25 protein-coding genes are annotated in these 26,227 nt (G+C 66.6%); 11 read left to right on the plus strand and 14 right to left on the minus strand.

The annotated features are described in order from the left end of the window. The first annotated feature begins 37 nt into the window (after positions 1-37). The 3 genes from E3T29_RS15385 to E3T29_RS15395 are packed head-to-tail and all read left to right on the plus strand — an operon-like array spanning position 38 to position 2,840. Positions 38-1,009 (plus strand): sugar ABC transporter substrate-binding protein, encoded by a 972-nt coding sequence (locus E3T29_RS15385; protein ID WP_241987849.1) that lies wholly within the window; start codon positions 38-40, stop codon positions 1,007-1,009. After that, positions 1,006-2,046 (plus strand): ABC transporter permease, encoded by a 1,041-nt coding sequence (locus E3T29_RS15390; RefSeq protein WP_134346451.1) that lies wholly within the window; start codon positions 1,006-1,008, stop codon positions 2,044-2,046. Before E3T29_RS15385 ends, E3T29_RS15390 begins: the two co-directional genes overlap by 4 nt. Next, entirely contained in the window at positions 2,043-2,840 is a 798-nt protein-coding gene (locus E3T29_RS15395; protein WP_134346452.1) for an ATP-binding cassette domain-containing protein, read from the plus strand. The genes E3T29_RS15390 and E3T29_RS15395 overlap by 4 nt, the downstream gene beginning before the upstream one ends. 87 nt (positions 2,841-2,927) lie before the next feature. Here the strand turns inward: E3T29_RS15395 and E3T29_RS15400 are convergent, their stop codons facing one another. The 8 genes from E3T29_RS15400 to E3T29_RS15435 form a co-directional block, all read right to left on the minus strand. Then, complete coding sequence (locus E3T29_RS15400) at positions 2,928-3,650, minus strand: GntR family transcriptional regulator (RefSeq protein ID WP_370449183.1); 723 nt, start codon at positions 3,648-3,650, stop codon at positions 2,928-2,930. Positions 3,651-3,773: 123 nt separating this feature from the next. Then, positions 3,774-4,910: a cysteine desulfurase family protein gene (locus tag E3T29_RS15405; RefSeq protein ID WP_134346453.1), complete on the minus strand. Its 1,137-nt coding sequence runs from the start codon at positions 4,908-4,910 to the stop codon at positions 3,774-3,776. A 3-nt stretch (positions 4,911-4,913) separates the two neighbouring features. Then, positions 4,914-5,792, minus strand: coding sequence for a carboxylating nicotinate-nucleotide diphosphorylase (gene nadC / locus E3T29_RS15410; protein ID WP_092341508.1), 879 nt, complete (start codon positions 5,790-5,792; stop codon positions 4,914-4,916). Next, complete coding sequence (nadB, locus tag E3T29_RS15415; RefSeq protein WP_134346454.1) at positions 5,786-7,444, minus strand: L-aspartate oxidase; 1,659 nt, start codon at positions 7,442-7,444, stop codon at positions 5,786-5,788. Before nadB ends, nadC begins: the two co-directional genes overlap by 7 nt. Then, positions 7,444-8,754, minus strand: a complete 1,311-nt coding sequence (gene nadA, locus E3T29_RS15420; RefSeq protein WP_134346455.1) for a quinolinate synthase NadA — start codon at positions 8,752-8,754, stop codon at positions 7,444-7,446. The genes nadB and nadA overlap by 1 nt, the downstream gene beginning before the upstream one ends. Positions 8,755-8,791: 37 nt before the next feature. Then, positions 8,792-9,508: an NUDIX domain-containing protein gene (locus E3T29_RS15425; RefSeq protein WP_370449188.1), complete on the minus strand. Its 717-nt coding sequence runs from the start codon at positions 9,506-9,508 to the stop codon at positions 8,792-8,794. Between the two features lie 91 nt (positions 9,509-9,599). Continuing rightward, complete coding sequence (locus E3T29_RS15430; RefSeq protein WP_198417772.1) at positions 9,600-10,364, minus strand: polyprenol monophosphomannose synthase; 765 nt, start codon at positions 10,362-10,364, stop codon at positions 9,600-9,602. A 4-nt stretch (positions 10,365-10,368) separates the two neighbouring features. Continuing rightward, complete coding sequence (locus E3T29_RS15435) at positions 10,369-11,916, minus strand: glycosyltransferase family 39 protein (RefSeq protein ID WP_134346456.1); 1,548 nt, start codon at positions 11,914-11,916, stop codon at positions 10,369-10,371. A gap of 129 nt (positions 11,917-12,045) precedes the next feature. Between E3T29_RS15435 and E3T29_RS15440 the strand changes: the two genes are divergently transcribed. Then, positions 12,046-12,921, plus strand: coding sequence for a carbon-nitrogen hydrolase family protein (locus tag E3T29_RS15440; protein WP_134346457.1), 876 nt, complete (start codon positions 12,046-12,048; stop codon positions 12,919-12,921). Here the strand turns inward: E3T29_RS15440 and E3T29_RS15445 are convergent. Together E3T29_RS15445 and E3T29_RS15450 are read right to left on the minus strand one after the other, a co-directional pair. Continuing rightward, positions 12,908-13,300 carry an ATP-dependent DNA ligase gene (locus E3T29_RS15445; protein WP_233197407.1) on the minus strand — a complete coding sequence of 131 codons (393 nt, stop codon included), beginning with the start codon at positions 13,298-13,300 and terminating at the stop codon, positions 12,908-12,910. The genes E3T29_RS15440 and E3T29_RS15445 overlap by 14 nt on opposite strands. 142 nt (positions 13,301-13,442) lie before the next feature. Continuing rightward, a complete protein-coding gene (locus E3T29_RS15450; protein WP_134346458.1) occupies positions 13,443-14,540 on the minus strand; it encodes an alpha/beta fold hydrolase in 1,098 nt (365 codons plus the stop codon). A 195-nt stretch (positions 14,541-14,735) separates the two neighbouring features. Here E3T29_RS15450 and E3T29_RS15455 point away from each other — a divergent pair, with 195 nt between their 5' ends. Then, a complete protein-coding gene (locus E3T29_RS15455; protein WP_092341502.1) occupies positions 14,736-15,809 on the plus strand; it encodes an alkene reductase in 1,074 nt (357 codons plus the stop codon). Positions 15,810-15,926: 117 nt separating this feature from the next. On the opposite strand, the gene E3T29_RS15460 is transcribed toward E3T29_RS15455, so the two are convergent. Next, positions 15,927-17,126 carry an aminotransferase class I/II-fold pyridoxal phosphate-dependent enzyme gene (locus tag E3T29_RS15460; protein ID WP_134346596.1) on the minus strand — a complete coding sequence of 400 codons (1,200 nt, stop codon included), beginning with the start codon at positions 17,124-17,126 and terminating at the stop codon, positions 15,927-15,929. A 147-nt stretch (positions 17,127-17,273) separates the two neighbouring features. Between E3T29_RS15460 and E3T29_RS15465 the strand changes: the two genes are divergently transcribed. The 5 genes from E3T29_RS15465 to E3T29_RS15485 all read left to right on the plus strand — a co-directional run bounded on the left by E3T29_RS15465 (position 17,274) and on the right by E3T29_RS15485 (position 23,158). After that, on the plus strand, positions 17,274-18,965 hold the full coding sequence (locus tag E3T29_RS15465) for a S1C family serine protease (RefSeq protein ID WP_134346459.1): 1,692 nt from the start codon (positions 17,274-17,276) through the stop codon (positions 18,963-18,965). Positions 18,966-19,105: 140 nt separating this feature from the next. Further along, entirely contained in the window at positions 19,106-20,161 is a 1,056-nt protein-coding gene (locus E3T29_RS15470) for a glycosyltransferase family 2 protein (protein WP_370449189.1), read from the plus strand. 4 nt (positions 20,162-20,165) lie between these two features. Continuing rightward, positions 20,166-20,990: a CDP-alcohol phosphatidyltransferase family protein gene (locus E3T29_RS15475; protein ID WP_134346460.1), complete on the plus strand. Its 825-nt coding sequence runs from the start codon at positions 20,166-20,168 to the stop codon at positions 20,988-20,990. Further along, positions 20,977-21,864, plus strand: a complete 888-nt coding sequence (locus E3T29_RS15480; protein WP_134346461.1) for a glycosyltransferase family 2 protein — start codon at positions 20,977-20,979, stop codon at positions 21,862-21,864. Before E3T29_RS15475 ends, E3T29_RS15480 begins: the two co-directional genes overlap by 14 nt. A gap of 19 nt (positions 21,865-21,883) precedes the next feature. Continuing rightward, a complete protein-coding gene (locus E3T29_RS15485) occupies positions 21,884-23,158 on the plus strand; it encodes a CDP-glycerol glycerophosphotransferase family protein (protein ID WP_134346462.1) in 1,275 nt (424 codons plus the stop codon). A gap of 103 nt (positions 23,159-23,261) precedes the next feature. Here E3T29_RS15485 and E3T29_RS15490 read toward each other — a convergent pair whose 3' ends face one another. After that, positions 23,262-24,107, minus strand: coding sequence for a hypothetical protein (locus E3T29_RS15490; protein WP_370449184.1), 846 nt, complete (start codon positions 24,105-24,107; stop codon positions 23,262-23,264). 150 nt (positions 24,108-24,257) lie between these two features. Here E3T29_RS15490 and E3T29_RS15495 point away from each other — a divergent pair, with 150 nt between their 5' ends. Continuing rightward, positions 24,258-24,572 (plus strand): helix-turn-helix domain-containing protein, encoded by a 315-nt coding sequence (locus E3T29_RS15495; protein ID WP_134346463.1) that lies wholly within the window; start codon positions 24,258-24,260, stop codon positions 24,570-24,572. 2 nt (positions 24,573-24,574) lie between these two features. On the opposite strand, the gene E3T29_RS15500 is transcribed toward E3T29_RS15495, so the two are convergent. Further along, complete coding sequence (locus E3T29_RS15500) at positions 24,575-25,318, minus strand: ABC transporter ATP-binding protein (RefSeq protein WP_174776436.1); 744 nt, start codon at positions 25,316-25,318, stop codon at positions 24,575-24,577. A 29-nt stretch (positions 25,319-25,347) separates the two neighbouring features. Continuing rightward, positions 25,348-26,148, minus strand: coding sequence for an ABC transporter permease (locus tag E3T29_RS15505; protein WP_233197408.1), 801 nt, complete (start codon positions 26,146-26,148; stop codon positions 25,348-25,350). Between the last annotated feature and the right edge of the window lie 79 nt (positions 26,149-26,227).

Genomic DNA, 26,227 nt, shown 5'->3' on the forward strand with positions numbered 1-26,227 from the left:
CGCCTCAGTCACAATGTATCCAATGGAGGATCCACTTATGAAGCTCAAATCTCGCTGGATGGCGGCGCTCGTCGTCCTGCCGCTCGCCCTCACCGGTTGCACGTCCACCACGAACACGGCAGCCACCACCGACGCTGCGGCCTCGGGCGACCCGGTCACGATCGCCGTCGTAACCCACGGCTCCCCGGGAGACACCTTCTGGGACGTCGTCAAGAGCGGCGCGGAGCAGGCCGGAAAAGACCTCGGCGCCACTGTCACCTACCAGGGCGATGGTGACCCGGTCAAGCAAAGCCAGCTCATCGACGCCGCCGTTGCGACGAACCCCGACGGTCTGATCGTCTCGATGGCCAACCCGGACGGCGTCAAGAACGCCGTCGAAAAGGCCGTCGCCGCCGGTATCCCGGTGATCACGATCAACTCCGGCCTGGAACAGTCCCGGGAATTCGGTGCCCAGACCCACGTCGGTCAGAGCGAGTTCATCGCCGGTCAGGGTGCGGGCGAGCAGCTCGCCGCTGCCGATGTCAGTAACGTCATCTGCGTCATTCATGAGGCCGGCAACACCGGACTGGAAGAACGCTGCAAGGGCGCAGCTGACACCCTCGGCGGCAGCGTTACCAACGTTCAGGTCGACGTCGCGAACGTTGCCGACGCCCAGAACACGATCAAGAGCAGCCTTCTGGCTGACCCGTCCATCGATGGCGTCCTCACCCTGAACCCGGGTATCGCTGTAGCGGCCAGCCAGGCGATCGAAGAAGCGGCCAGTTCGGCGAAACTCGCGACCTTCGACGTGTCCTCCGACGTCACCCAGCTCATCCTCGACGGCAAGATTCTGTTCGCCGTTGACCAGCAGCCGTACTCCCAGGGCTACCTGCCGGTGACCTTCCTCACCCTGCAGGCTCGTAACGGCGACGTCGTCGGTGGCGGCCTGCCGGTCTACTCCGGCCCCGGCTTCGTCACCAAGGACAACGCGGAGCAGGTCGCGAAGTTCGCGAAGAATGGAACGCGATGACCCGTACCGCACCCGCGGTTACCGACGAACGGATTAAGCCCGCCGGTCTGATCATCACGCTGCTGCGCCGACCCGAGGTCGGCGCAGCGGTGGCCGCCCTCGCCATCTTCATCTTCTTCTCGGTCTCGACCCAGGCCTTTCTGACTCCTGCCGGCGTGGCCACCTGGCTCTACTCGGCATCACTGTTCGGCATCATGGCCGTCGCCGTGGCCCTGCTCATGATCGGCGGGGAGTTCGACCTCTCCGCCGGGGCCATGGTCGGTACGACCGGACTCATCGTCGGAATCGTCACGACCGAGTGGGGCGTCAACATCTGGCTCGCCCTCGTGATCGCCTTGGCGATCGCACTGGCAATCGGTGCGGCGAACGCCTTCGTGGTCATGAAGACCGGGCTGCCGAGCTTCATCGTCACCCTCGCCACCTTCTTCATTCTGCAGGGAGTGAACCTGGCGGTCACCAAGATCATCACCGGTACGGTCTCCATTCAGGGCATGAGCGCCGTACCCGGCTTCGATGCCGTCAAGGTGTTCTTCGGTTCCTCGTTCGCACTCTTTGGCATGGACGTGAAAATCTCCATCGTCTGGTGGATCGCCCTAACCGCGCTGGCCACCTGGATTCTGCTGCGTACCCGCTCGGGAAACTGGATCTTCGCGGTCGGTGGCCAGATCACCAGCTCACGCCAGGTGGGCGTGCCGGTCATGAAGGTCAAAATGGGCCTGTTCATGACCACGGCTGGCGCTGGGTGGCTCGTCGGAATGCTCCAGCTGTTCGACGTGTCAACGGTGCAGGCCACGACCGGCATCGGCCAGGAGTTCATCTACATCATCTGCGCTGTCGTTGGCGGTTGCCTGCTGACCGGCGGCTACGGATCGGCCATCGGTGCCGCTCTGGGCGCCCTGATCTACGGCATGACCCTGCAGGGTATCGTGTTCGCGCAGTGGGACAATAACTGGCTCAAAGCGTTCCTCGGTGGCATGCTGCTGCTTGCCGTACTCGTCAACCTCTATGTACGCCGCCAGGCAGGAGTTCGCTCATGACAGACTCACAGGCATCCGCTGCCCCGCCGATTCTTGAAGTTCGGGACATCGGCAAGACCTATGGTTCCATTCTGGCACTGCAGGGTGTGTCAGCCTCGGTCGGGGCAGGTGAGGTCCTCTGCGTTCTTGGGGACAACGGTGCCGGCAAGTCCACGTTCATCAAGATTCTGTCCGGGGCCCACGCGCACACCCACGGCAAGCTTCTCGCCTATGGTGTCGAGCGCACCTTCGGCAGCCCGCGTGAAGCCCTGGATCTGGGCATCGCGACGGTCTACCAGGACCTGGCCGTAGTTCCGCTGATGCCGGTCTGGCGCAACTTCTTTCTCGGCTCCGAGCTGACCCGAGGGTTTGGTCCGTTCAGTCAGCTGGACGTGAAGGGGATGCGCCGGATCACCAAGGGAGAGCTGGCCAAGATGGGCATCGACCTGCGCGACGTCGACCAGCCCATCGGCACCCTGTCGGGTGGCGAACGCCAGTCGGTGGCCATCGCCCGAGCCGTGTACTTCGGCGCGAAGGTCGTTATCCTCGACGAGCCGACCTCGGCTCTGGGCGTCAAGCAGGCCGGCGTGGTGCTGAAGTACATCGCCCAGGCGCGCGACCGCGGCCTCGGCGTGGTATTCATCACGCATAACCCGCACCACGCCTATCCCGTCGGTGACCGGTTCCTGCTGCTCAAACGCGGAACCAGCCTGGGGGACTTCAAGAAGAGCGAGATCACCATCGAGGAGATGACGAAGCTCATGGCTGGCGGAGCGGAACTCGACGCCCTCGCCCACGAGCTCGCCCGCGCCTGAACCACGCTGGCTGCACAAAGAATTCTGGCCGTCTGACCTTGGGAGGTCAGGCGGCCAGAATTCGTTGCACGGTTTCCGAAACGCTGGCTATTTTTCGACCAGGGTCACTTCGAAGGAGTAGAGGTCGGGGCGGTAGCAGTGCTGGCCGAACTCGACGGCGCGGCCCGAGTTGTCGAAGGCCGTGCGGTCCATCGTGAGCAGGGCCGAGTTCTTCTCGATCTCCAGCAGAGCTGACTCTTCGGCCGTGGACTTGCGGGCGCCGATGTGCTGGCGGGCCACGCGCATCGTCACGCCGCGCGAGCGCAGCACCTGGTACAGGCCGTGCGCGACGAGATCGTTGGGTTCGATGCCGATGAATTCCTCGGGGAGCCAGTTCTCCATCACGGCGACGGGCACGTCGTCGGCTAGCCGCACGCGGCGCAGGTGCAACGTGGGGCTGCCCTCGGCGACGCCAAGACGTTCGGCGGTTTTCGCATCCGCTGGCTGGGATTCGAGGGTGAGCAGATGGGTGGACGGCACCTTGTGCGTGTTGGTGAGGTCGTCGTAGAGGCTGGTCAGCTCGACCCTGCGGGTGACCTGGCCGTGCACGACCTGGGTGCCGATGCCGCGGCGACGTACCAGCAGACCCTTGTCGACGATTTCCTGGATGGCGCGGCGCACGGTGGGCCGGCTGAGGCCCAGTCGCTGGCCGAGCGCGACCTCGTTCTCGAGCCGTGACCCGGCGGGCAGTTCACCGCTCAGGATGGCCTTTTCGATGCGCTGCGAAACCTGAAAGTACAGGGGAATCGGCCCGGATCGCTCCAGATCCATGAACATTCCCATAGGGAGGACGTTTTCTTCCTGCGCGCTCACCTGACACCTCACTGACAAGCCAAGAGCTTTGGCTAGTTGTCATGACATTATCAGGTCATAGCGACGCTGTCAGGAGGCGGGTCAGGCACGGAGGCTGGCGACCGCAGCGACCGCTGCACGAACGGATGCCGCCGCCTCGACCGCGTCCGCCGCGCTCGTGCCAACACCCAGCGTGAACCGCACCGCAGTGTGAGCGACCTCGGCCGTGAGGCCCATGGCCGTGAGAACGTGCGAGGGCTCGCTGCTGCCGGCCGCGCAGGCGGACCCACTCGAACAGACAATGCCGTGCTGCTCGAGCTCGAGCAGCACCGCCTCGCCGCTCGTGCCCGGGAATACGAACGACGCGGTGCCCGGCAGCCGTTCAGTGGCGTGGCCGGTGAGCCGGGCCGAGGGCGTGTCGCGCAGCACGGTGCTGATGAATTCGTCGCGAAGAGTGCTGGTGCGGGCGGCGGCGAGTACGCGCTCCTCACCGGCCAGGCGCAGGGCGACGGCGAGGGCGACCGCTCCGGCGACGTTCTCGGTGCCGCTGCGTTTGCCGCGCTCCTGGCCGCCGCCGTGCAGCAGCGGTTCGATCGGAAGGCGTCCGCGCAGAAAAACTGCGCCGATGCCGGGGGGAGCGCCCAGCTTGTGGCCGGAGAGGCTCAGCGCGTCCACGCCGAGTGTGGTTACGTTCAGGTCGAGCCAACCGCCGGCCTGCACCGCGTCGGTGTGGAACGGCACACCCCGCGCGGCAGCGGCCAGTTCGGCCACGGGCTGCACGGTACCGACCTCATTATTGGCGTAGTGCACCGAGACCAGGGTCGTGTCGGAACGGAGCGCGCGGGCCAGGTCGGCCGGGTCGACGCGGCCGGCGGCATCCACTGGTAGCAGGGTGATCTCGAAACCGTGCAGCCGCCGCAGGTAGTCGCAGGAGTCGAGCACAGCCTCGTGCTCGATCGGAGTGGTCACGATGTGGCGGCCGCGCGGGGCGCCGAGGGCAACGCCCTTGATCGCGAGATTGTCGCTTTCGGTGCCGCCGCTGGTGAACGTGACCTCGCCGGGCCGGCAGCCGAGCGAGGCGGCGACGCTGCGGCGCGCCTCCAGCAGGGCGGCAGCGGCGGCCTCACCGACCTGGTGGTGGCTCGATGGATTGCCGAAGCCGCTGGTGAGGTGCGGCCACATGGCCGTAAGGGCCTCGCGGCGCACCGGGGTCGTCGCGGCGTTATCCAGGTAAATCATGGGTCAGAGAGCAAACCCAGCCGGCGTGTTCACCCGAATGGCCACGTCGAGGCCGAGGTCGAGCGAGTGCACGCTGTGCGTGAGCGCTCCGACCGAGATGACATCGACACCGGATGCCGCAATGTCGCGTACGGTCTCGAGCGATACTCCGCCGCTGGCTTCGACGATGGCGCGACCGGCGACCTGCTGCACGCCCGTACGCAAGTCTTCCGGGCTGAAATTGTCGAGCATGATCGTATCGATACCCGCAGCGAGCACGCCTTCGATCTGGTCCAGCCGGTCGACCTCTACCTCGAAGTGGGTGGTGTGCGAGAGACGGGCCCGCACCGCTCGCAGCGCCTCGGTGAGGCCGAGCGGCCCGGCGGCGAGGATGGCGAGGTGGTTGTCCTTGGCCATCACCGTGTCGGACAGGCTGAACCGGTGGTTGTGGCCGCCGCCGTCGCGCACGGCCGCGCGTTCCAGCGCGCGGAGGCCCGGCGTGGTCTTGCGGGTGTCGACGATGCGGGCCTTGGTGCCGGCCGTCTCGGCGACGTACCGGGCGGTCAGGGTGGCGATTCCGCTCATCCGCTGCACGAAGTTGAGCCCGATACGTTCAGCCTGCAGGATGCCGCGGGCCGGGCCGGTCACCTCGGCCAGCGTGGCGCCGGCGACGAAGTGGTCACCGTCGGCGACGAACTGGCGTACCTCGATGCGGGGGTCGGTGAGGGCGAAGGCGGCGGTGAACACGGCACTGCCGCTGTACACGCCGGGTTCGCGGGCTTCAAGCCTGGCCGTCGCGACGGCATCCTCGGGGATGAGCACGGCCGAGGTGAGGTCGCCCCAGGGGGCGTCTTCGTCGAGGGCGGCTTGCACGACAACGTTGATGGAGTGATTGCTCAGCATGCGATGGCCTCCTGGGCCGGAACGAGTTCGAGTGATTGCGGGCGTGACTGGGAGCTGCGTGCTTGCGAGACTGAGCGGGCCAATTCGGGCCGGGTCTCGGCGAAGTCGGAGCGGTAGTGCGAGCCGCGCGACTCCTCGCGGGCGAGGGCGGCGGTCACGAGCAGGCGGCCGAGGTCGAGTAGGTTGCGGTCTTCGAGGGCGGCGACCGCTGTGCTGGCGGGGTCGGGGGCTGTCCACTCGGCGAGGTTGGCGGCGGCTGCGGCCAGGCCGGTGCCGGAGCGGTGGACCCCGGCGGAGTGCCAGAGGAGTTGCTGGAGTGTTTGGCGGTCGACCAGCGTTGCTCGATCGGCTGACGGTGATCCTATGGCGGTCTCGACGGGCTCGACCGACGGGTGGGAGAGATCCGCAGAGCGGATCGCCTCGTCGAAATGGTGTGAGAAGGCAGAGACCGGCGAGTGGGCGTGACCTTCCGAGCCGGTGGGCCAGGACTGGTCCAGCGCGCGCACCGCGCGGTCGGCGAAGACGGCGGCCTCGAGCAGCGAGTTGGAGGCGAGCCGGTTGGCACCGTGCGCCCCGGTGCGGGCAACCTCGCCGACGGCGAACAGGCCGGGCCGGGTGGTGCGAGCCCAGGTATCCGTTTCGACGCCGCCCATCCAATAGTGCGCGGCCGGCGCTACCGGAATGGCTTCGACCGCCCAGTCCAGGCCCGCGGCACGGCAGGCGGCAGTGATAGTGGGGAACCGGGTTTCGAGCAGCTCGCGGCCGAGCGCGGTCGCGTCGAGCAACACCGGGGCGCCGCCCTGCCGTTCCATCTGGCGGGCGATGGCCCGGGCGACGACGTCGCGTGGGGCGAGTTCGGCGTCGGGGTGCTCGGCCAGCATGAAGCGCTCGCCGAGCTGATTTCTGAGCACGGCGCCTTCACCGCGCACCGCCTCCGAGACGAGCGGCGTGCCGGGCACCGCGAGGGCGGTGGGGTGAAACTGGTAGAACTCCAGATCGGTAACGGATGCCCCGGCCCGCCACGCCGCCGCCACGCCGTCGCCGGTGGCGACCGCGGGGTTGGTGGTGTGCGTATAGAGGGCGCCGGCACCGCCGGTGGCAAGAATCACGGCGTCGGCTTCGAGCAAGCGCTGCACGCCGTCGGGGCCGAGTACCCGGGCGCCGCTCACCGCGTCGTCGTCGACCAGCAGGTCGACCAGCATGGTGTGTTCCCGTACCTCGATCGCGGCCCGGCGCCGCACGGTCGCGACGAGCGCCGCCTCGACCGCGGCGCCGGTGGCGTCACCGCCGGCGTGCACGACCCGGGAGCGCGAGTGTGCAGCTTCCAGTCCGCGAGCCACCCCGGATTCGTCGCGGTCGAAGTCCACGCCGAACCGAATGAGGTCGCGCACCCGCGCCGGGCCCTCTTCGCAGAGCACTCGCACCGCGGCCGGGTCGCACAGTCCGGCGCCGGCGCGCAGCGTGTCGAGCGCGTGGGCGTCCACCGAGTCGTCACGAAACAGGGCAGCGGCGATGCCGCCCTGCGCGTACCGGGTATTGCTCTCCGGCAGCACCGACTTGGTGACGAGCGCCACGCGGTGCCCGGCATCCGCTGCGCGCACAGCGGCCAGCAGGCCGCCGAGGCCGCTCCCGATGACGAGAACGGATGACATCAGGCGCCGACCAGAACCGGCGGCCGGGCCGCCAGCATCCGCTCGAGGGCCACCCGGGCGTTACCGGCGACATCGGAGGCCACCGTGATCTGGTTGAGAACTTCGCCCGGTGCCTCGCCGCCGCCGACGAGCGCTTCGAGCGCCCAGGCCAGGTAGCCGGCGTGGATGCGGTACATGGTGGAGCAGGGACAGATCACCGGGTCGAGGCAGAAAATCTCGTGCTCGGGGTGCTGGGCAGCCAGCCGGTTCACGAGGTTGATCTCGGTGCCGATCGCGAAGGTCGTGCCGGCGGGGGCCGCGGCGATGGCTTTCGCGATGAAGTCGGTGGAACCGGCCGAGTCGGCAGCGTCGACGACCGCCATCGGGCATTCCGGGTGCACCAAGACCCGCACGCCGGGGTGATCGGCGCGGGCGGCGTCGATCTGCGGCACGGTGAAGCGGCGGTGCACGCTGCAGAAACCGTGCCAGAGCACGACCCGGGCGTCGTCGAGTTCGGCAGCCGTGTTGCCGCCGAGCGGTTTGGTCGGGTTCCACATCGGCATCTGCTCCAGGGGCACGCCCATGGCCTTGGCGGTGTTGCGACCGAGGTGCTGGTCGGGGAAGAACAAAACGCGCTGGCCGCGCTCGAACGCCCACTCCAGCACGGTCTTGGCGTTCGACGAGGTGCAGACGATGCCGCCGTGCTCGCCGCAGAAGCCCTTGAGCGCGGCGGAGGAATTCATGTAGGTGACCGGAATCACCGGAACCCGGCCGGAGGCATCCGCCCCGGTGCCGTACAGCTCTTCGAGCTGTTCCCAGCACTCGGTGACCGAGTCGATGTCGGCCATGTCTGCCATGGAGCAGCCGGCAGCCAGGTTCGGCAGAATCACGGCCTGATCGGGCCCGGAGAGTAGGTCGGCGGTTTCAGCCATGAAGTGCACGCCGCAGAATACGATCGCGGCCGCGTCGGGGCGGCTCTGCGTGGCCTGGGCGAGCTGAAAGCTGTCGCCCACAAAATCGGCGTGCCGCAGCACCTCATCGCGCTGGTAGAAATGGCCGAGAATCACGACCGAGTCGCCGAGCACGTTCTTGGCCTCGACGATGCGGGCGCTGAGTTCCTCGGGTGAGGCGGTGCGGTAGCGCTCCGGCAGGGCGCCCTGACGGGGAGATCCGGCCGGAATCACGTCGCCCATCGAGGAGCCGGGGCCGTAACCGGGGGTGCCGGCGTCGAATTCCCACGGCGCAGTCGCCAGATCGGGACTGCACGTGCTGCCGGCGGCTTTGCCGGTGCCGATGAGACGAATGGTGGTCTCGACCGAAGGAATAGTCATGGTCGTGCTCCTTGAGAATGAAGAGGGGTGGGGGGAGTTAGCGGGTTGGTCCCGGCGGGTCGTGCTCGTTGGCCCGATCGTCGTACCGGTAAAGCCGTGCGGGCCGGTGGCGGGCACCCGCCACGTGCTGATCGGTGCTGATCAGGGTGCCGCTCGACTCCATCGAGCGACGAAAGTTGGCCGGGTCGAGCGCCTTCTGAAGCACGGCCTCGTGCACGTCGCGCAGCTGGGCGAGGGTGAAAGTGTCGCCGAGAAAGGCGTGCGCGATGCGGGCGTATTCGACCTTCGTGCGCAGCCGCCAGAGGGCGTATTCCACGATGCGGTTGTGGTCGAACGCCAGCGGCGGCAGCTGGTCCGCGGCAAACCAACGAACGTTTTCACCAACGGATGCTCGCTCCGCGACCTCCGAACGCACCAGCGCCCAGTACACGACGGAGACCACGCGAAGGCCGGGGGAGCGGTCGATATCGCCGAACGTGTACAACTGCTCCAGGTAGCGCGGCGACAGGTCCGTGGTTTCGCGCAGGGTACGACCGGCGGCGGCTGCGAGCTCTTCGTCGGCCGGCAGCCATCCGCCGGGCAGCGCCCAGAGCTCCCGGTGCGGGTCGCGAGTGCGGCGCACGAGCGGGAGCCAGAGTGTCTTCAGGCCCGACTCGTCGTCGGGGCGCAGGGCGAAGATCACGGTCGAAACCGCCAGGGTCGCCTGCGCGCTGCCGCGTTCCCGCAGACTCTTCTCGGTCAGGTGGTGCTCCAGCACGGGGATCCAGTCGTAAAGGTCAGTGTGACTTTAACTGCTGGATCCATCATATAGTCAAATTGACTCAAACACCCGGAATGTTTCCGATTCAGGCTCCGCGTGCGGCCGCGGCGGCCTCCCGCGCGCCGGACCGGCTGATGCCCATTCCGGTCACGCCCCACAGAGTGACCCGCGCCATCGCCTCGACGGCGATGCGTGGACTCATCTTCGACGATCCGCGTACCCGCTCGACGAAGGTGATCGGCACCTCGACGACGCGCAGGTTAGCGCGCACCGCGTGCAGCAGCATCTCAATCTGAAAGCAGTAGCCGAGGCTGTCGACGCTCGAGAGGTCCATGCGCTCGAGTGCCCTGGCCGAGTAAACCCGGTAACCGCCGGTGGCGTCGCGCTGCGGCAGCCGCAGCAGCAGACGGGAATACCAGGAGCCGCCGCGGGAGAGTGCGCGCCGGTGCCAGGGCCAATTCTCGATGGCCCCGCCGGGAACCCAGCGTGAGCCCATCACGACGTCAGCCGTGACGGCAGCATCGAGCAGGGTGGCGAGTTGCTCCGGCAGGTGGGAGCCATCCGCATCGAGCTGCACCAACCGGGTATAGCCGCGGCCGAGGCCCCAGCCGAAGCCGTCGAGGTACGCCGCGCCGAGGCCGGTCTTCTCGGTGCGGTGCAGCACGTGAACGCTGGAATCCCGAGCCGCGATCGCGTCGGCCAGGGTGCCGGTGCCGTCGGGCGAAGCGTCGTCGACGACCAAAATGTGCACCTCGGGCACGCTGGAGCGCAGTCGATCCACGATCGAGGCGATGTTTTCGGCCTCGTTATAGGTCGGTACGAGTACCAGCGTGGTGGTGGTGGTGGGCACGACGTTACCTCGTCATTTCGATGATGCGGGTGCGGTTGACCAGTGTCGTGTCGACGACGCGGAAACCCTGGAGTTGAAGCGTGTGGACATCCGTTTCTTTCCGCGAATCTGCACTCCCCGAGTATTGCAGCAGCCACACCGTGTTGAGGTTCACTACGCTCGGCAGCACGTCGGTCAGAGGTGCGACCTCGTCCCACAGCCAGGTCGTGTCAGCGTACGGGCGGGTCAGGGTCACGTCGCGCAGTCCGGCGAAAGCGTTGGGGTAGAGATGCATGGCTAACCGGGGCAGGCGTGACGGGCGCACGCTCTGGTCGAAGACCACACCGTCGTCCGGCGTTGCCCGGGCGGCGATGATGTCGGCTGCCTGGCGCCAGTCACTGCCCTCATTCTTGCCGTAGTCACCGCGTTGCACCGCATAGGCGGGCACGATCACGGCCACGAGGGCCAGGACACTCGCGACGCGCAACCAATTGCTGGCCAGTGCCGCCACGCCCACGGCGATCACAATGCCCACCGCCGGGGCGCAGAGCGAGAGGTAGCGCAACGAATACATCGGCGCGATCAGGTGGGTACCGATGAGCAGAATCGCGCTCGGCACCAGCATCCAGGCCAGAAAAATCGTCAGTCCGGCCGGGCCCGGCAGGCTGCCCGACCGATGCGTGCCGCGGCGCGGCAGGAATACCGCGATCACCGCTATGAAAATGAGCGACCAGGCCATGATCGCCACCGGAATGGTGTCGAACCACTGCATGACGGCCGCTTCGCTCACGCTGACCTGGGGTCGTCGGCCGATGAAAGCGATTTGTTCCCGCTGCGCTGAGCCCGCCAGCACTATGGGGGCGGCCAGCAGCAGCCCGATCGCGCTTGCACCGGCCCAGAAGAAAACGCTGCGCCACAGCGGATGCCGGCCGCCAAGAACGAGGACCGCCACCGCGTGTACCGGCAGCAGCAGCGCCAGGAACAGGAAGACGTAGATGCCGAGCGCGAGCAGCACGGAATAGGAACCCCAGAGCAGGATCTGCCGGCGCCGACTCCCGGCGCTGCTTCGGACAGCGTGCACGAGAAGCACGGTCAGCCAGACCCCGATGGCCGTGGCGATGGCGGTGGATCGCGCCTCGGAGCCCATATAGGTCACCCGCGGAATGATCGCGAAGACCAGTCCGCCGGCGATGGCAACCCGAGACCCCATGAAGAATCGCGCCAGAACCACCGTTCCCGCAGCCGCGACGCCGATCGCGATCGCGCTCGGCAGCCGGGTGGCGAGCTCGGACGCACCGAACAGGTCGATCCAGCCGTGCAGAAACAGGTAGTAGAGGCCGTGCACGGCATCGACGTTCTCGAGCATGCCGAACAGCGAGGGGAGCGATCGTTCGGCCGACATGACGCTGGCCGCCTCATCGCCCCAATACGACGGCTGCCAGGACCAGGCGAACGATACCAAAAAGGCCACGAGGCCCACGAGACCCGCCGACCAGGCGGGTGAAAGCCGTCGCCACAGGCGTCGTCCGGGCACCGGAGGGGCCGCAAGATGCGGAGCGATAACGGAAGTCACCCTATGAACCTACCCAGCAAATGTTAACGGGAGCCTTCGATAACCCCTCAGTTGACTGCGAAGATCAAACCTTTCGCCGGTTGGCATCGGTATCGGCATGCTGATCGAGCGGCCAGCTAGGCTTTCGCCATGACTCCAGGCGCCGCAACGCATGAATCCGCAACGATCGATTCCGATGCGGTCGGCGTGGCCGTTGCCCAGTTCGCCCCTGGGCCAGATCGGGCGCTTAACCTCGGCACCATGCGGCAGCTGGCCGAAACGGCCGCCGGTCGTGGCGCCCAACTCGTCGTTTTTCCCGAGTACTCGGCATTCTTCGAACCGAAACTCGGGCCGTCGTTTGTGGCGGCCGCCGAACCGCTCGACGGAGAATTCGTGACCGCGCTGGCCGCGCTCGCCGCCGAACTCGGCATCCACATCGTGGCCGGCATGCTCGAAACGACCGTGGACCCGGCCAGGTTCTCGAACACGCTCGTCACTCTCGATGACACCGGGCACCTCGTGGCGACCTACCGCAAGCTGCACCTGTACGACGCGTTCGGCGACCGTGAATCGGAGTGGGTGCTGCCCGGCACCGTGACCGACCCCGAGACCTTCGATGTCGGCGGCCTGCGGGTGGGGCTGCAGACCTGCTACGACATCCGCTTTCCCGAGGTCACGCGTCGACTCGTCGACGCGGGAGTCACCCTCGTGCTCGTGCCGTCCGAGTGGGTGCGTGGCCCGCTCAAAGAACACCACTGGCGTACCCTGCTGACGGCCCGGGCGCTGGAGAACACCGTTTTTGTGGCGGCCGCCGATCAGACCCCGCCGATCGGCGTTGGTACCAGCCTCATCATTGACCCGATGGGCGTTGCGCTGGTCAGCCTCGGCGAGGCAGCGGATGTCGCCGTCGCCTACCTCACACCGGCCAGAGTCACCGCCGTGCGCGCTCTCAATCCGGCCCTCGCACTCCGACGCTTCACCGTCGTGCCGCGCGAAGCGGCACCTATGAGAATCAGCGTTCGGTGACGCTGGCCTTGGTCGCGCGGGTCTGCGCGGCCGCTCGAATGCCGATGGCCGGTTCTAGCTTCGGGGTCGCATTGGCGTCAACGGCGGCGCTTTCTTCCGCGGTCACCACGAGCCCCTGCGAGCTGTTAGCCGAGCGGGTCAGCTGGGCGACCCAGTTCGGGTTGATGCTCGGTGCGTGGCCGCCGGCAAACTTGAAATAGAGCGGAATCGCCGGGTGCAGCCAGGCAGAGCTGCGGCCGTCGCCGACGACGGCGGCATCACGCCAGGACAACAGAAAACTTTCGCCGCGGCGAAGCTTTTGAATGATTACGAGCTGCAGGTGTGCCAGCATGCGATCTTCGAATTCCACGACGACACGGTCGTACGTGAGAGAACCCATGATTGCCACTTCCATTTCGCTGCGATCGGTTGCGCTCACTGAGAGCCGGGAGCCGGAACGAATGAAAGCGAAGAATGTACTTTGGAGTTGAACCGGGCACTGCTAACAACTGTCCTCCGTTTGGGGGGTAAAGACAAGGTTTTCAGGAAGTGCCCAGCTGACTCGAAGTCGATCCGATCGGTAGTGAGGCCGCGAATTCGAGCCGCAGCAGCACCTCGAGCGGGCGCTCGATCTGACCGAAATGCCCGGCGCTGGCAATCGTGCTGATCACGCACTGCGGCACGACTGAAAGGAGCTTTCGGTCGTCCTGGGCCGTGACGAACACGTCCCGGTCGCCGTGCACGGAGCGCACCGGGCAACTGATCTGCGCCCAGCTTGCGGAGGCGTCGTAGGCGCCGGCACGGGTCGCCGCCAGCACGAAACCGGCCGGCCGCATCTCGGCGCCGAGGGCGGCGACCACGCTGGCATCGACGGCTTGGCCGTACCGAAACAGTGGAGCCACCAGGAAGCGCAGCAGGCCGAAGCGCGTGACCGCCCGTACCAGGCCGCGGCCGAGCGGGCCAGCGAGCTGCAGCATCCGCATGGTCTGGAACAGCGCCGAGAAGGCGGGCAGCGCAAAGAACCGGCGAACTGGGTGCCGAACGCTGTCCTGGATCGAAAACGAGGTGGCCGAGACCAGGCCGACGGATGCCGTGGCGCGCGTTTCGCTCGCCGCCAGCGCCAGTGCGATGAACCCGCCCATGGAGTGACCCACAACGTTCCAGCGTTCGTAGCCGAGGGAGCGCGCCAGGTCGGCGACCAGCTCGGCCATCGATTCGAGGCCGAGCGTCGAACGGTCGGCCGGAAGTGGCGAGTCACCCCACCCCGGCAGGTCGGGGATGATGAGATCGGTCAGGTCGCGGGCGGTCGCATCGGCGGCCTGAAGCAGGGGTGTCCAGGTGGTCCATGATCCGGCGGCGCCGTGCAGCAGGATGGTCGCGGTCGTACTCGCGCTGCGGCGTCCGTGCCGTACCGTGACCGTTCCGCCCCTGAGTCGCATGGAACTCGTGGTGAGGCCGAAGTGGCGGGCATCCGAGTCGAGCGGGAACGGGCTGTAGCCCAGCACGGTGGCCGGTGGTGCCGGTTTTGGCCGGGCGGGAACGTGGGGGCCGGGGCGCGGACCGGGCTTCGGTGAGTCCAGAGCGCCGAGCGGTGCCACGGCGTGGTTTCGGATCGCTGGTCGGGACATCAAGATGCTCATGGTGGTAGTTCGGTGCCGCAGACCAACCGGATTGCCCGCCTGGCCATCCAACTGCACGCGGCCGTCCAGCCAATTGACAGGCAGGAATATCGCGCGCCTGTGGTCCGTTGCTGCCTACGGGCACCCAGGATCCACCTGGTGCCCCCCAACGAACGTGTCCGGTCTGATTGCCGGCTGATTGTGAAAGAAGTGCCCGTGAATCTCTTTTCTCCGCTGAACCTGGGCGACCTCGAACTCCCCAACCGTCTCGTCATGGCGCCGCTGACCCGCATCCGCTCCGGCCAGTCCGGTGTGCCCGGAGACCTGGTTGCCCTGCACTACACGCAGCGCGCCTCGCTCGGCCTGATCGTGAGTGAGGGCACCTACCCGAGCCACGCCGGCCAGGGCTTCCCCGGCCAGCCCGGGCTGGTCGAGCCGGAACAGTTGGCCGGCTGGAAAGCCGTCACCGACTCGGTGCACGCCGCCGGCGGTCGCATCGTCGCCCAGGTCATGCACGCCGGCCGGGTCACTCACGAGGCCACGAACGGCGGCTTCCCCGTCGTCGCGCCGAGCGCCATCGCCATCAATGGCACCACCCGCACCTACGACGGCAAGCAGGCTTACCCGGTGCCGCACGCGCTGACGGCCGAGGAACTGCCCGGCATCATCGCCGAGTTCGTGCTCGCCTCGCAGAACGCCATCGCGGCCGGATTCGACGGCGTTGAACTGCACGGCGCCAACGGCTACCTGCTGCATGAGTTCTTGTCACCGGCCTCCAACGTGCGCGACGACTCCTGGGGCGGTTCACCCGAACGACGCGCCAGGTTCGTCATCGACGTCGTGACCGCCGTCGCCGCGGCGATCGGCGCCGACAAGGTGGGCCTCCGCATCTCACCGGAACACAACATTCAGGACGCGCTCGAAACGGATGCCACCGACCTCGCGGCCACCTATGGTGCCCTCGTCGACGGTCTGGCTCCGCTCGGCCTGGCCTACCTCAGCGTGCTGCACGCCGACCCGCGCGGAGAATTCGTGCAGAACCTGCGCATCCGCTTCGGCGGCGTGTTCCTGGTCAACAGCGGATTCGGCGCCATCACTGCCCGCGACGAAGCCCTGGCCCTGGTGCGGGACGACGTGGCCGACGCCGTGGTCGTGGGGCGCGCCGCCATCGCGAACCCCGACCTGGTGCATCGCTGGCAGAACGACCTTCCCGTGAACGACCCCAACCCGCTCACCTACTACGCCGACGGTGCCGAGGGCTACACCGACTACCCCGCTCTAGCGTCGTAACCCCGCGTCACCCCGACTCAGGCGCTGGGGTGCATAACTCCTGCAATTCGTATGCCGTCAGCGAAAGTTCCGCGTCATTGCGGCGTTCAGAACCCGTTGTCGCAGAAATTGCAGGAGTTATGAACGGGAGAGGGCCGCCAGCTGGGCCGAGGCCTGCTCGAGCAGGGGCTCCTTCTTGCAGTAAGCGAAACGCACCAGGGGCGCGTACTCGGCCCGGTTGGCGGGGGAGCAGAACGCGGCTATCGGCACCGCGACCACCCCGGCCAGCCCGGGCAGCTTGCGGCACAGCTCGGCGCCATCGGTGAAGCCGAGCGGTGTCGCATCCGCCACGATGAAATACGAGCCCTGCGGCACACTGATCTCAAAACCGGCCGCCCGCAAACCGGTCGCCAGCACATCACGTTTGGCCTTCATATCGGTGGCGATTCCATCGAAGTATGTATCGGGCAGGCCGAGCCCCACGGCGATCGCCGGCTGGAACGGCGCCGCGTTCACGTAGGTGAGAAACTGCTTGACCGCGAGAATCGCCGTGACGATGGCGGCCGGCGCACTCAGCCAGCCCACCTTCCAGCCGGTGAGGCTGAACGTCTTGCCGCCCGAGGAGATGGTGACCGTGCGTTCCCACGCTCCCGGCAGGGTCGCGATCGGGATGTGCGGCGCGCCAAAGGTCAGGTGTTCGTAGACCTCATCGGTGACGATGAGTGCGTTGTGCTGCTGGGCGAGCTCCACGATCAGCTCGAGCGTTTCGCGGGGAAAGACCGATCCGGTGGGATTGTGCGGATCGTTCACGATGATCAGCCGAGTGCGGTCGGTGACCGCGGCCCGCAGCGCGTCCAGGTCCGGCTGAAAATCGGGGGCACGCAGCGGCACGGTGCGATGGATGCCTCCGCCCAAGCCGATCAGACCGCCATACGCGTCGTAAAAGGGCTCAAAGGTGACGACCTCGTCTCCGGGCTCGATCAGTGCCAGAATCGTCGCGGCGAGAGCCTCGGTCGCTCCCGCAGTCACCAGGATTTCGCTGCCCGCGTCGAGAGTCAGTCCGTAGAACCGCTGCTGGTGCCGGGCGATCGCCTCGAGCAGAATCGGCTGGCCTCGGCCCGGCGGGTACTGGTTTACTCCGTCGCTGATCGCTTGGCGGGCCGCCTCGAGCACCGCGGCCGGCCCGTCTTCATCAGGAAAGCCCTGTCCGAGGTTGATCGCACCGGTGCGCGCGGCGAGAGCGCTCATCTCGGCGAAGATGCTCGCCGCAACGCTGCCGTCCGCGGCGAGAAGTCCTGCACCTCTGGCTGTGCGTTGCCAGGCGCCGGAAATGGTCAGGGCTGGTTCGACCCATGAAGAGTGCTGCATGGTTTCCAAACTATCGCCTCGGCAACGTCTCGGCTTGATCATTGAATGCTCTCAGTGTGTACATATCGAACGTTCAGGTTTGGGCGCAAAGCTGGCAACGCTTGGAAGGAGCACCCGATGACTGACAACACCAATTATTCCGGCACCACCCCCGACAGGTCCGATGATGCCGCCGCTTTTGAAGTGAATAATTCCGGCGAGGCTACCCCGCCCAGCGAACCACCGACGGTGCCACCGACCGACGTACCGGCCGCGCCCTCGGTCCCGACTGCGCCGCCATCGAACGCCGTGCCGGTCGTTGCAGCACCGAGCCAGCCGGCAGCATCCGTTTCACCGGAGCCCGTCGTGAACGCATCCGCCGAGAACCGGCCCGCAGACAATGTCCCCGCTGACAGCTCTCCCGCCGCCAACCAAACGGTTGCCTACCCCACGGATTCCTACCCGACGGATGCCTTCGGTCGCCCGATCGAGACCCCCACAGCGTCGTCCTCCGCCTACGCCCCGAACGCCGCACCCCAGGCCTATGCGACAGCAGACTCCTACCCGACGGATGCCTATCCCAGCCAGCCCTTCGCCGCTAAGACCAAGGAATCCGGTCGCCGCAAGGGTAGTGTCGCGCTGATCGCGGCCCTCGCCATTGGTGCGCTCGTCGGCGGTTCGTCCGGCGCTGGCATTACCGCCCTCATGATGAACGGCCAGAACAACGGTGTACCCGTTAGCCAGGCCTCCGGCCCGAGCAACGTCGTGGTGAACAACACCAAGAGCGTCAACCAGATCACCGCCGTCGCGGCCAAGGCCTCGCCGAGCGTCGTGACCATCGACGTGTCCAGCAGTTCAGCGGGCGGAACCGGCTCCGGCGTCATTCTCACCGACGACGGCTACGTGCTCACCAACACCCACGTGGTCACCCTCGACGGCGCAGCCTCCGATGTGAAAATCGAGGTCAAGAGCAACGACGGCAAGCTCTACGCCGCGACCCTGGTCGGCACCGACCCCATCTCCGACCTCGCCGTGATCAAACTGACTGACGCGAGCGGTCTCACTCCCATGACCTGGGGCGATTCCTCCGAGCTCAACGTCGGTGACAGCGCCATCGCCATCGGCGCCCCGCTCGGCCTCTCCGGCACGGTCACCGACGGCATCGTCAGCGCTCTGAATCGCAGTATCACCGTCGCGAGCTCGGCCGCCCCCACCTCGCCAGACACCACAACGCCCGACGGAGGCCAAAGCCAGAACCCGTTCTTCTTCGACTTTCCGAACCAGGACGGCACCCCGTCGCAGGGCTCGCAGGCCGCCACCGCCAGCATCGCGCTCCCGGTGATTCAAACGGATGCCGCCATCAACCCCGGCAACTCCGGCGGCGCGCTGCTCAACGGCAGCGGTGAACTGGTCGGCATCAACGTGGCCATAGCGAGCGCCGGCAGCACCACCTCCTCGTCGGCCGCCGGCAGCATCGGCGTCGGGTTCTCCATCCCGTCGAACTTCGCCAAGCGCATCTCCGACGAGATCATCGCCAACGGAACGGCCACCCACGGCCTGCTCGGTGCGAGCGTGAAGGACGCGTCCAGTTCGACCAGCAGCACGGTTGGTGCGCTCATCAGCGAGGTCACCTCCGGTGGCGCCGCTGCCAAGGCCGGTCTGGCCGCCGACGATGTCATCACCAACTTCAACGGTGTGCCCATCACGGACTCGATCGACCTCACCGCGCAGGTGCGGGTGCTCCCGGCCGGCGGCAGCGCCGATCTCACCTACGTGCGGGACGGCAAGTCGATCACCGTCTCGGTCACGGTCGGCGAGCTCTCCAGCTAACCGCTCGCTTCTGTTCCTTCCCACATCGCGTCGCCGGCTGGTCCGGCGGCGCGATGTGTTTGTCAGTGGGTGCGTACCACCGGGCGCACGGCCATTTCGTGGGCTGGTAGGCTCGATCGTCCTACCCAATAACCGGAAAGCTGGCCAGCCAGGTGCACCAACGTGGTAAGGGTCTTCTTCCCGGGGTGTCGTATGTGATGCCCGTTCTCAACGAGGCGACGCACGTGCGAGCCGCCGTCGAAAGTCTGCTCGCCCAGGACTACCAGGGAACGTTCGAAGTCACTCTGGCGCTCGGACCGAGCATTGACGGCACGACCGAACTGGTCGAGGAAATGGCCGCCGTTGACGCGCGCATTCGGGTCGTAGCCAACGAGGTCGGATCAACTCCGGCCGGCCTGAACATCGCCATCCGTGCCTCCCAGTACGCAGTGGTCATCCGCGTCGACGCGCACTCCGTGCTGCCTCCTGAGTACGCCCGCATCGCCGTCGAGACCCTCGAACGTACCGGAGCAGACAATGTCGGCGGCATCATGGATGCCCGCGGCATCAGCGCATTCGAGCGCGCAGTGGCCCGCGCTTACGGCACCAGGATCGGGCTCGGTGGCACGCCCCATCACGTTGGCGGGGCGGAAGGCGCCGCCGAAACGGTGTACCTCGGCTGCTTTCGCACCGAGAGCATCCTGAACGTCGGCCTGTTCGACGAGGGCGTCAAACGGGGCCAGGACTGGGACCTGAACCGTCGCCTCCGCGAAGCAGGCGGCACGGTCTGGTTCACCCCGAAACTGCGTGTGCTCTATCGCCCGCGGCCGACCCTGGCCCAGCTGGCCCGGCAGATGCTCTCGACCGGGCTCTGGCGCGGTGAGCTGGCCAGGCGGTATCCGGCGGCCAACGGCATCCGCTATTTCGTGCCGCCGGCGATGGTGCTGGGAGTGGCACTCGGACTACTCCTGGGCATCGTCGGCGTGGTGCAGGCCGCCCTCGGTGCGGCGCCGTGGCTGCTGCTGGGCCTGATCGTTCCCGCCGGGTATCTGCTCATCGTGGTCGCTGCGACGCTCGCAGTTGCCCGGCCGGACGGATTTCGTGCGTCCCTCAATTTTCTCGTAGTCTTACCCTGCATTCACTTCTGCTGGGGGATCGGGTTCGTGCTCGGTTACCTGAAACTCACCAGCAATATCACGGCACACACGGGAAGGTGAGCAGATGACCAGTTCGCCCAATATCGCCCGCGACCCCGCTGCCAGGCCGGAGTCGATCGCGCATCTGCGCGCTGTCGCCCAGCCGCCGGAGGTGCGCCTGCGCGCCAACGCTGAGCACTGGACGGCGAGCCTATACCTGCGCGACCTGTCGCCGTACCTCACCTGGATGCTGCTGAAGACGCGTATCTCCGCTAACGGTGTGACCGCGCTGATGATCCTGGCCGGCTGGTCGACCGCTGCGGCCCTGCTGATCCCCGGAATCTGGGGGGCGCTACTCGCTCTCGCACTCAGCCAGGTGCAGATGCTCATCGACTGCTGCGACGGCGAGGTGGCGAGGTGGCGCGGTACTTCCTCGCCGGCCGGGGTGTTCCTGGACAAGGTTGGGCACTACTCCACCGAGTCGCTCATTCCCATCGCGCTTGGCATTCGGGCGGCCGCCTACCCGTTCGAATCGCCCGACGACTTTCTCTGGACCAGCCTGGCGCTGCTGCTCGCCCTGATCATCGTGCTGAACAAGGCGCTCAACGACATGGTGCACGTCGCCCGCTCCAATGCCGGCCTGACCAAGCTCGCCGATACCCACGGTGAGAAGACGCCCACCTCGAGCCTGATCGCCCGGGTGCGCCGGCTGGCCCGCTTCGTACCGTTCCACCGGCTGTACCACTCGGTCGAACTGACCATGGTGATCTTCGCCGCGGCCGTGATTGGGTTGTTCGTCGGGCAGCCGCTCGTCGACCGGGCCGTGCTGGTCGTTCTGGTTCCCCTCGCTTTCCTCTCACTCATCGGGCATTTCGTGGCCATCATGGCGTCCAAACGTGTCCGTTCCTAACGAGGCCGTCCCGACGGTCGGTGTTGTCGTGCTCACGCAGGGCACCCGTCCGGTCGACCTCGACCGGGGCATCCGCTCGGTGCTGGCGCAGCAGGGCGTGACGCTCGACGTGGTCTGTGTCGGCAACGGCTGGCAGCCGGTCGACCTGCCGGCCGGCGTGCAGACGCTCGGGCTCCCCAGCAACCTCGGCATTCCGGCCGGCCGCAATCGGGGGGTGTCGCGCGTCACCGGCGAGTACCTGTTTTTTCTCGACGACGATGCCAGCATTCCCGACCCGAATTTTCTGATCGAGGCGATCGGCAAGCTGCGCTCCGACCCGACGATCGGGCTGCTGCAGCCCCGCGTCGAAGACTCGGCCGGAATCGAATCGCCGCGGCGGTGGATTCCCCGCATCCGTAAGGGTGAAGCGACCACGCCCGGACCGGTGTTCTCGGTCTGGGAGGGGGCTGTGCTGCTGCCGCGCGCGGTTTTCGACGCGACCGGCGGCTGGGCCGAACCGTTTTTCTACGCCCATGAAGGAATTGAGCTGGCCTGGCGGGTCTGGGACCAGGGCCGGGTCGCCTGGTACGCGGGAGACCTGGTGGCCAACCACCCGGTGATCCTGCCCACCAGGCACGCCGACTACTACCGGCTGAACGCCCGCAACCGGGTCTGGCTGGCCCGCCGCAATCTGCCCGCCCTGTTGGTACCTCTGTACGTGGGCTCGTGGACGGCCATTCAGGTGCTGCGCTGGGCGCCCCGCAACCGGCCGGCGCTGCGCGCCTGGTTCGGCGGCTGGCGCGAAGGGTGGCAGAGCGATCCGGGGCCGCGGCATCCGCTCCGAGCCCGCACGGTCTGGCGGATGACCCGCGCCGGACGCCCGCCGATCATTTAACGGAAGGTAGTCTTGTTCGGTGGTAATTCGGAAAGACGTCAGGCGTGCAGTCAAACTGGTCAAGGATGTTGTGGCCTCCCGCAAGGCCCAACACAGACTCCGGGGTCCGCTGAAGGCGCGCGAGCTGCGCGAAGATAATCACTTCAAGATCGCCGTTTACTTTGCCGACGGGCCGGTCAACATGTACCAGATGCGGCAGTGGTACCAGCCGCTCGCCACACTCGCCAAGACCTGGCCGGTGCTCCTGCTCAGCCGTACCGGTGGCGGCACCCTCAAGCTCATGGATGAGTCACCGGTTCCCGTTGCCTATGTGCGCACGGTTCCACAGCTCGAGCAGATTGTGGCCGAGCAAGACATTCGCATCGTGTTCTACGTCAACCAGAACCCGCGCAACTTCCAGATGATGCGCTACGGGCGCTGCTGGCACGTTTTCATCAACCACGGTGAGAGCGACAAGATGTACATGATCACGAATCAGTTCAAGGCTTACGACTATTCCTTCGTCGCCGGGGACGCCGCTCTCGCCCGGCTGGACCGCGTGCTCTGGGACTACGACTTCGACAAGCGCGCCATCAAGATCGGGCGACCCCAGGCCGACTACTTCAGTGGTGAACTGCCGTACACGCCAGATGAACGCCAGGTCGTGCTGTACGCCCCCACGTGGGAGGGCGACCGGGGCGCTGCCGCCTACGGGTCAGTCGCGACCCACGGGGTCGCCCTGGTCACCGCCCTGTTGGCTACCGGCACCCACCGGGTCATCTACCGGCCGCACCCGCGCAGCGGCGTCGTCGACCACACCTACGGTGCCGCCAACAAGAGCATCATCGCCGCCATCGCTTCGGCCAACGCCCGCGACCCGCACGCGCAGCACGTCTACGACGCGGGCCCTGACCTCGGCTGGCAGCTGGCCGCAGCGGATATCGCCATCGTCGACATCTCCGCCATGGTCTACGACCGACTCGCCACCGGTAAGCCGCTCATCATCACCCGACCGGTGAACCCGACGGCCGTGATCGACACCAGCGGGTATCTCTCGGACTGCGAGTGGTTGCACGTCGAGAACGCCGCCGGCATCGCGGCTGCCGTCGAACGGCTCACGCACGATGAGGCTGTGGTGGAACGCCTGCAGGGGTGGGTGCAGCGCTACTTCGGCGACACCACGCCGGGCGTCGCGACGGAGCGACTGCACGCGGCCGTTGCGCACCTGATGGTGGAGTGGGATCGGTTCGCGGCCGTGCACGACGCTGATCTCGCGATTGTGCCCGATCCGGCGTCGATTCCCGACGCCGAGTAGTGAAGCGACGCGGCCAGGTGCTGCACGCGCGGTCCTCTGCTGCACGCGCGCGTGGCAGCGCGAGCATCCGCTCACAGCGCGTGCAGCAGGCGGGCGCGCGACGCTACGTGGCTGAGGGATCCGTCGGCCACGAAGCGGATGCCGGCGGCGCGGTCGGCACGGCGGCCACCGACCTGCCCCGTCGCGTTTCGCGTACCGTGATCTCGCGCACCCGGGGCTCCAGATCCGGCTGAAAACCGGCCGGTGCCGGGCCGAAGGCGAGGCGTGAGGCGTGCATGACCTTGTTGCCCAGAATATGGTTTCCGGCACCGCCGATCACGGCTCCGATGCCAAACGGCAGGGCCTTGCCGAGCAGGCTGGCGCTGCCGCGGGTGGCGAACTGGCGCAGAAAAGCACTCTTGAGCCGGTCGGTCAGCGGGCCGAGTATTGCGCGGGGCAGGCTGTTGGTGATGAGCTCACCCCAGTAGGTGTTTCGTGCGGTTCCCGAGCCGGTCACCTGCCCGGCGAGCTGCCGCACCAGATCGCTGCCCTCACGGCCGAGCATCATGGTCATGACGAGGGCGCGGGCCCGCTCCGGGTCTTCGACCGCGATGCCGTGTACCTCGCTCACCGACTGGGTGAACAGCGCGGTCGCCTCGAGAAAGCCGGCGGTCTCCACTCCAGACAGGGCAAGCGTGATGCCGGTGCCGACGCCGGGGATGACCGCGGTGGCGCCCACAGCCGCGCCGCCGGCCGTGACGGCTGCCAGATAGCGTTTTTCCAGAATGCGCACGATCTGCTCGGGGGAGGCGTAGGGATTGCGCCGTCGGATGCTGCGAATATGGGCGAGCACAACCGGTCGGTGAACGGCCAGAACCCGATCGAAGCCCTTGACGAACCCGCTCGGCAGAGCGCCGCCCTGTGGAGTACCGCCGGTCGACGACAGCATCGGTGTGCTCTTCCTGGCCATTGCTCGCTCTCCTCGGTTGCGTCTCGTCGAGTGTACGTGGTGCAGAGGGGCGCGCGTTGGACGCGCGGGCGGGCGCCGAACTACAAATACTATGTTTCGCCAAATGTCCACCCGCTAGTCAAGAGTCCTCTGTGCCACTACAACTGAGGAATGCTTGAGCCCAAATCAGAAGCCTCCCGACTGCTCGGCCTCCGCCTGCGGGAGCGCCGCCTGGCGCTCGGGTTCAATCAGGAGTCCGTCGCTCTGCTCGCCGGACTCAACGTTTCGAATTACGCCCGCATCGATCGGGGTCACGGCAACCCGACGATGTACACTCTTATTCGGCTGGCGGCCGTGCTGCAACTCGACTTGAGTGAGCTCGTGACCGGTCTCGCAGTTGAGCAGCTACCGCCGACTCGCGACGCCTACATCGCGATCGATTTTCGTCGTTCCCAGGAAGCTCTCGCGACTCGGCGACTGGGCTAGGGTCAGGCCGCCGGCTTGACGCCGTAGTCGGTGTTGTAGCGTGCGAGCACGTCGGTGATCGGCCCGTCGAGCACCAGGTCCCCCTTGTCGAGGTAGAGACCGCGGGTACAAAAGCGCCGCAGATCGCGTTCATTGTGCGAGACGATGAACAGGGTGCGACCACCCGCGAGAAGTTCTTCGATGCGGCGATAGCATTTCTCCCGAAAAGCCTTGTCGCCCACGGCCAACACCTCGTCGACCAGCAGAATGGGTTCTTCGAGTCGGGAGATCACCGCGAAGGCGATGCGCACCTTCATTCCGCTCGACAAATGCTTGTACGGGGTGTCGATGAAATCGGCGATCTCGGCGAATTCGATGATCTCGTCAAAGCGTGCGGCGATCTGCTTGCGGGTCATGCCGTGCAGGCCAGCGGTCAGATACACGTTGTCGCGCACGCTGAGGTCATCGACAAACCCGCCGGTGATTTCGATCAGCGGCGCGACGCCCGCGATCACGTGCACCGTACCCGTATCGGGCAGCACAACGCCGGTGACGAGTTTGAGCAGGGTGGACTTGCCCTGCCCGTTACGCCCGACGACACCGATGGCTTCGCCCGGTTGCACGCTGAAGGTGACGTGCTGCAGGGCCCAGAATTCGCCCGGCCGGCTGCGGCGTTTGCTGGCGCCGAAGAGATCCTTGAAATTGCGACGTCCGCGCCGATTCCTGCGAAAGCGGATGCCGACATCCTGTAGCGAGATCACCGGCATTCCTGGAATGGGCGCTTTCCCCTGGGCCACTAGATCTCCTTCAAAACGGCGCGTTCGGTGCGGCGAAAGACCAGGAGTCCGAGCCCGAGAAAGAGGAGGGACAGACCTGCGCTGATCGCGACCGCGAACCAGTCGAGTTGCTCGGGAAAGAACGCTGCCCGGTAGAGGCTGAAGATGCCGTTCAACGGGTTGAAGGCGGCCCAGAAGTGGAGTTCGGGCGGCAGGTCCGTGGTGCTGTAGATGATGGGGGAGGCGTAGAACAGAAAACGCAAAATGAGTTTGACGGCCCGCTCCAGGTCGCGAAAGAACACCACGAGCGGGGCGACCAGCAGGCCGACACCCGCAGTCAGGGCGGCCTGAATCAGAATGGCGAGGGGAAAGAACAGCGCGTCGGCGTTCAGCTCGGCGCCGTACAGAATGGCAAACAGGGCAAGCACCGGAATCGAGGCGAGAAACTCGATGCCTTTGGAGAGTACGAGGCGGTTCACCCAGATGGTGCGGGGGATGCGGGTGGAACGGATGAGCTTTGCCTCGCGCAGAAAAGCGCGGGTGCAGTCCGAGACGGCGCCGTTGAACCACATCCAGGGCAGCAGGGCGGCCAGCAGGAACACGATGTACGGGTCGGTGCCGACGTTTTTGTCAAACACCTGAGTGAAGACGAACCAGTAGATGCCGGCCATCACGAGCGGATCGAGAATGGACCAGAAGTAGCCGAGCACCGAGGTGGAGTAGCGCACGCGCAGGTCGCGCTCGGTCAGCAACCACAGCGAATGCCGATACCGTGCGATCGGCGTGCGCTGTTCTGGGCGCACCTGGGCGTAACTACTCACGTGGTCTATCGTATGGGAGCCTGACTTGGTCCCTTGCCAGCCGGCCCTTACTGGTCTCTTGCTCACACGCCCTCAAACG

The organism is Cryobacterium sp. TMT1-66-1, assembly GCF_004403435.1.
Taxonomy (GTDB): domain Bacteria; phylum Actinomycetota; class Actinomycetes; order Actinomycetales; family Microbacteriaceae; genus Cryobacterium; species Cryobacterium flavum.

What these genes read in the sequence shown, in the direction of transcription:
- E3T29_RS15465 (WP_134346459.1), top strand. Translation starts at nt 17,274, where the DNA reads ATGACTGACAACACCAATTATTCCGGCACCACCCCCGACAGGTCCGAT.
- nadB (WP_134346454.1), bottom strand. Translation starts at nt 7,444, where the DNA reads ATGTCATCCGTTCTCGTCATCGGGAGCGGCCTCGGCGGCCTGCTGGCC.
- E3T29_RS15450 (WP_134346458.1), bottom strand. Translation starts at nt 14,540, where the DNA reads ATGAGCATCTTGATGTCCCGACCAGCGATCCGAAACCACGCCGTGGCA.
- E3T29_RS15400 (WP_370449183.1), bottom strand. Translation starts at nt 3,650, where the DNA reads ATGGATCTGGAGCGATCCGGGCCGATTCCCCTGTACTTTCAGGTTTCG.
- E3T29_RS15390 (WP_134346451.1), top strand. Translation starts at nt 1,006, where the DNA reads ATGACCCGTACCGCACCCGCGGTTACCGACGAACGGATTAAGCCCGCC.
- E3T29_RS15385 (WP_241987849.1), top strand. Translation starts at nt 38, where the DNA reads ATGAAGCTCAAATCTCGCTGGATGGCGGCGCTCGTCGTCCTGCCGCTC.
- nadA (WP_134346455.1), bottom strand. Translation starts at nt 8,754, where the DNA reads ATGACTATTCCTTCGGTCGAGACCACCATTCGTCTCATCGGCACCGGC.
- E3T29_RS15495 (WP_134346463.1), top strand. Translation starts at nt 24,258, where the DNA reads ATGCTTGAGCCCAAATCAGAAGCCTCCCGACTGCTCGGCCTCCGCCTG.
- E3T29_RS15500 (WP_174776436.1), bottom strand. Translation starts at nt 25,318, where the DNA reads ATGCCGGTGATCTCGCTACAGGATGTCGGCATCCGCTTTCGCAGGAAT.
- E3T29_RS15395 (WP_134346452.1), top strand. Translation starts at nt 2,043, where the DNA reads ATGACAGACTCACAGGCATCCGCTGCCCCGCCGATTCTTGAAGTTCGG.
- nadC (WP_092341508.1), bottom strand. Translation starts at nt 5,792, where the DNA reads ATGCTGAGCAATCACTCCATCAACGTTGTCGTGCAAGCCGCCCTCGAC.
- E3T29_RS15475 (WP_134346460.1), top strand. Translation starts at nt 20,166, where the DNA reads ATGACCAGTTCGCCCAATATCGCCCGCGACCCCGCTGCCAGGCCGGAG.
- E3T29_RS15440 (WP_134346457.1), top strand. Translation starts at nt 12,046, where the DNA reads ATGACTCCAGGCGCCGCAACGCATGAATCCGCAACGATCGATTCCGAT.
- E3T29_RS15445 (WP_233197407.1), bottom strand. Translation starts at nt 13,300, where the DNA reads ATGGGTTCTCTCACGTACGACCGTGTCGTCGTGGAATTCGAAGATCGC.
- E3T29_RS15490 (WP_370449184.1), bottom strand. Translation starts at nt 24,107, where the DNA reads ATGGCCAGGAAGAGCACACCGATGCTGTCGTCGACCGGCGGTACTCCA.
- E3T29_RS15405 (WP_134346453.1), bottom strand. Translation starts at nt 4,910, where the DNA reads ATGATTTACCTGGATAACGCCGCGACGACCCCGGTGCGCCGCGAGGCC.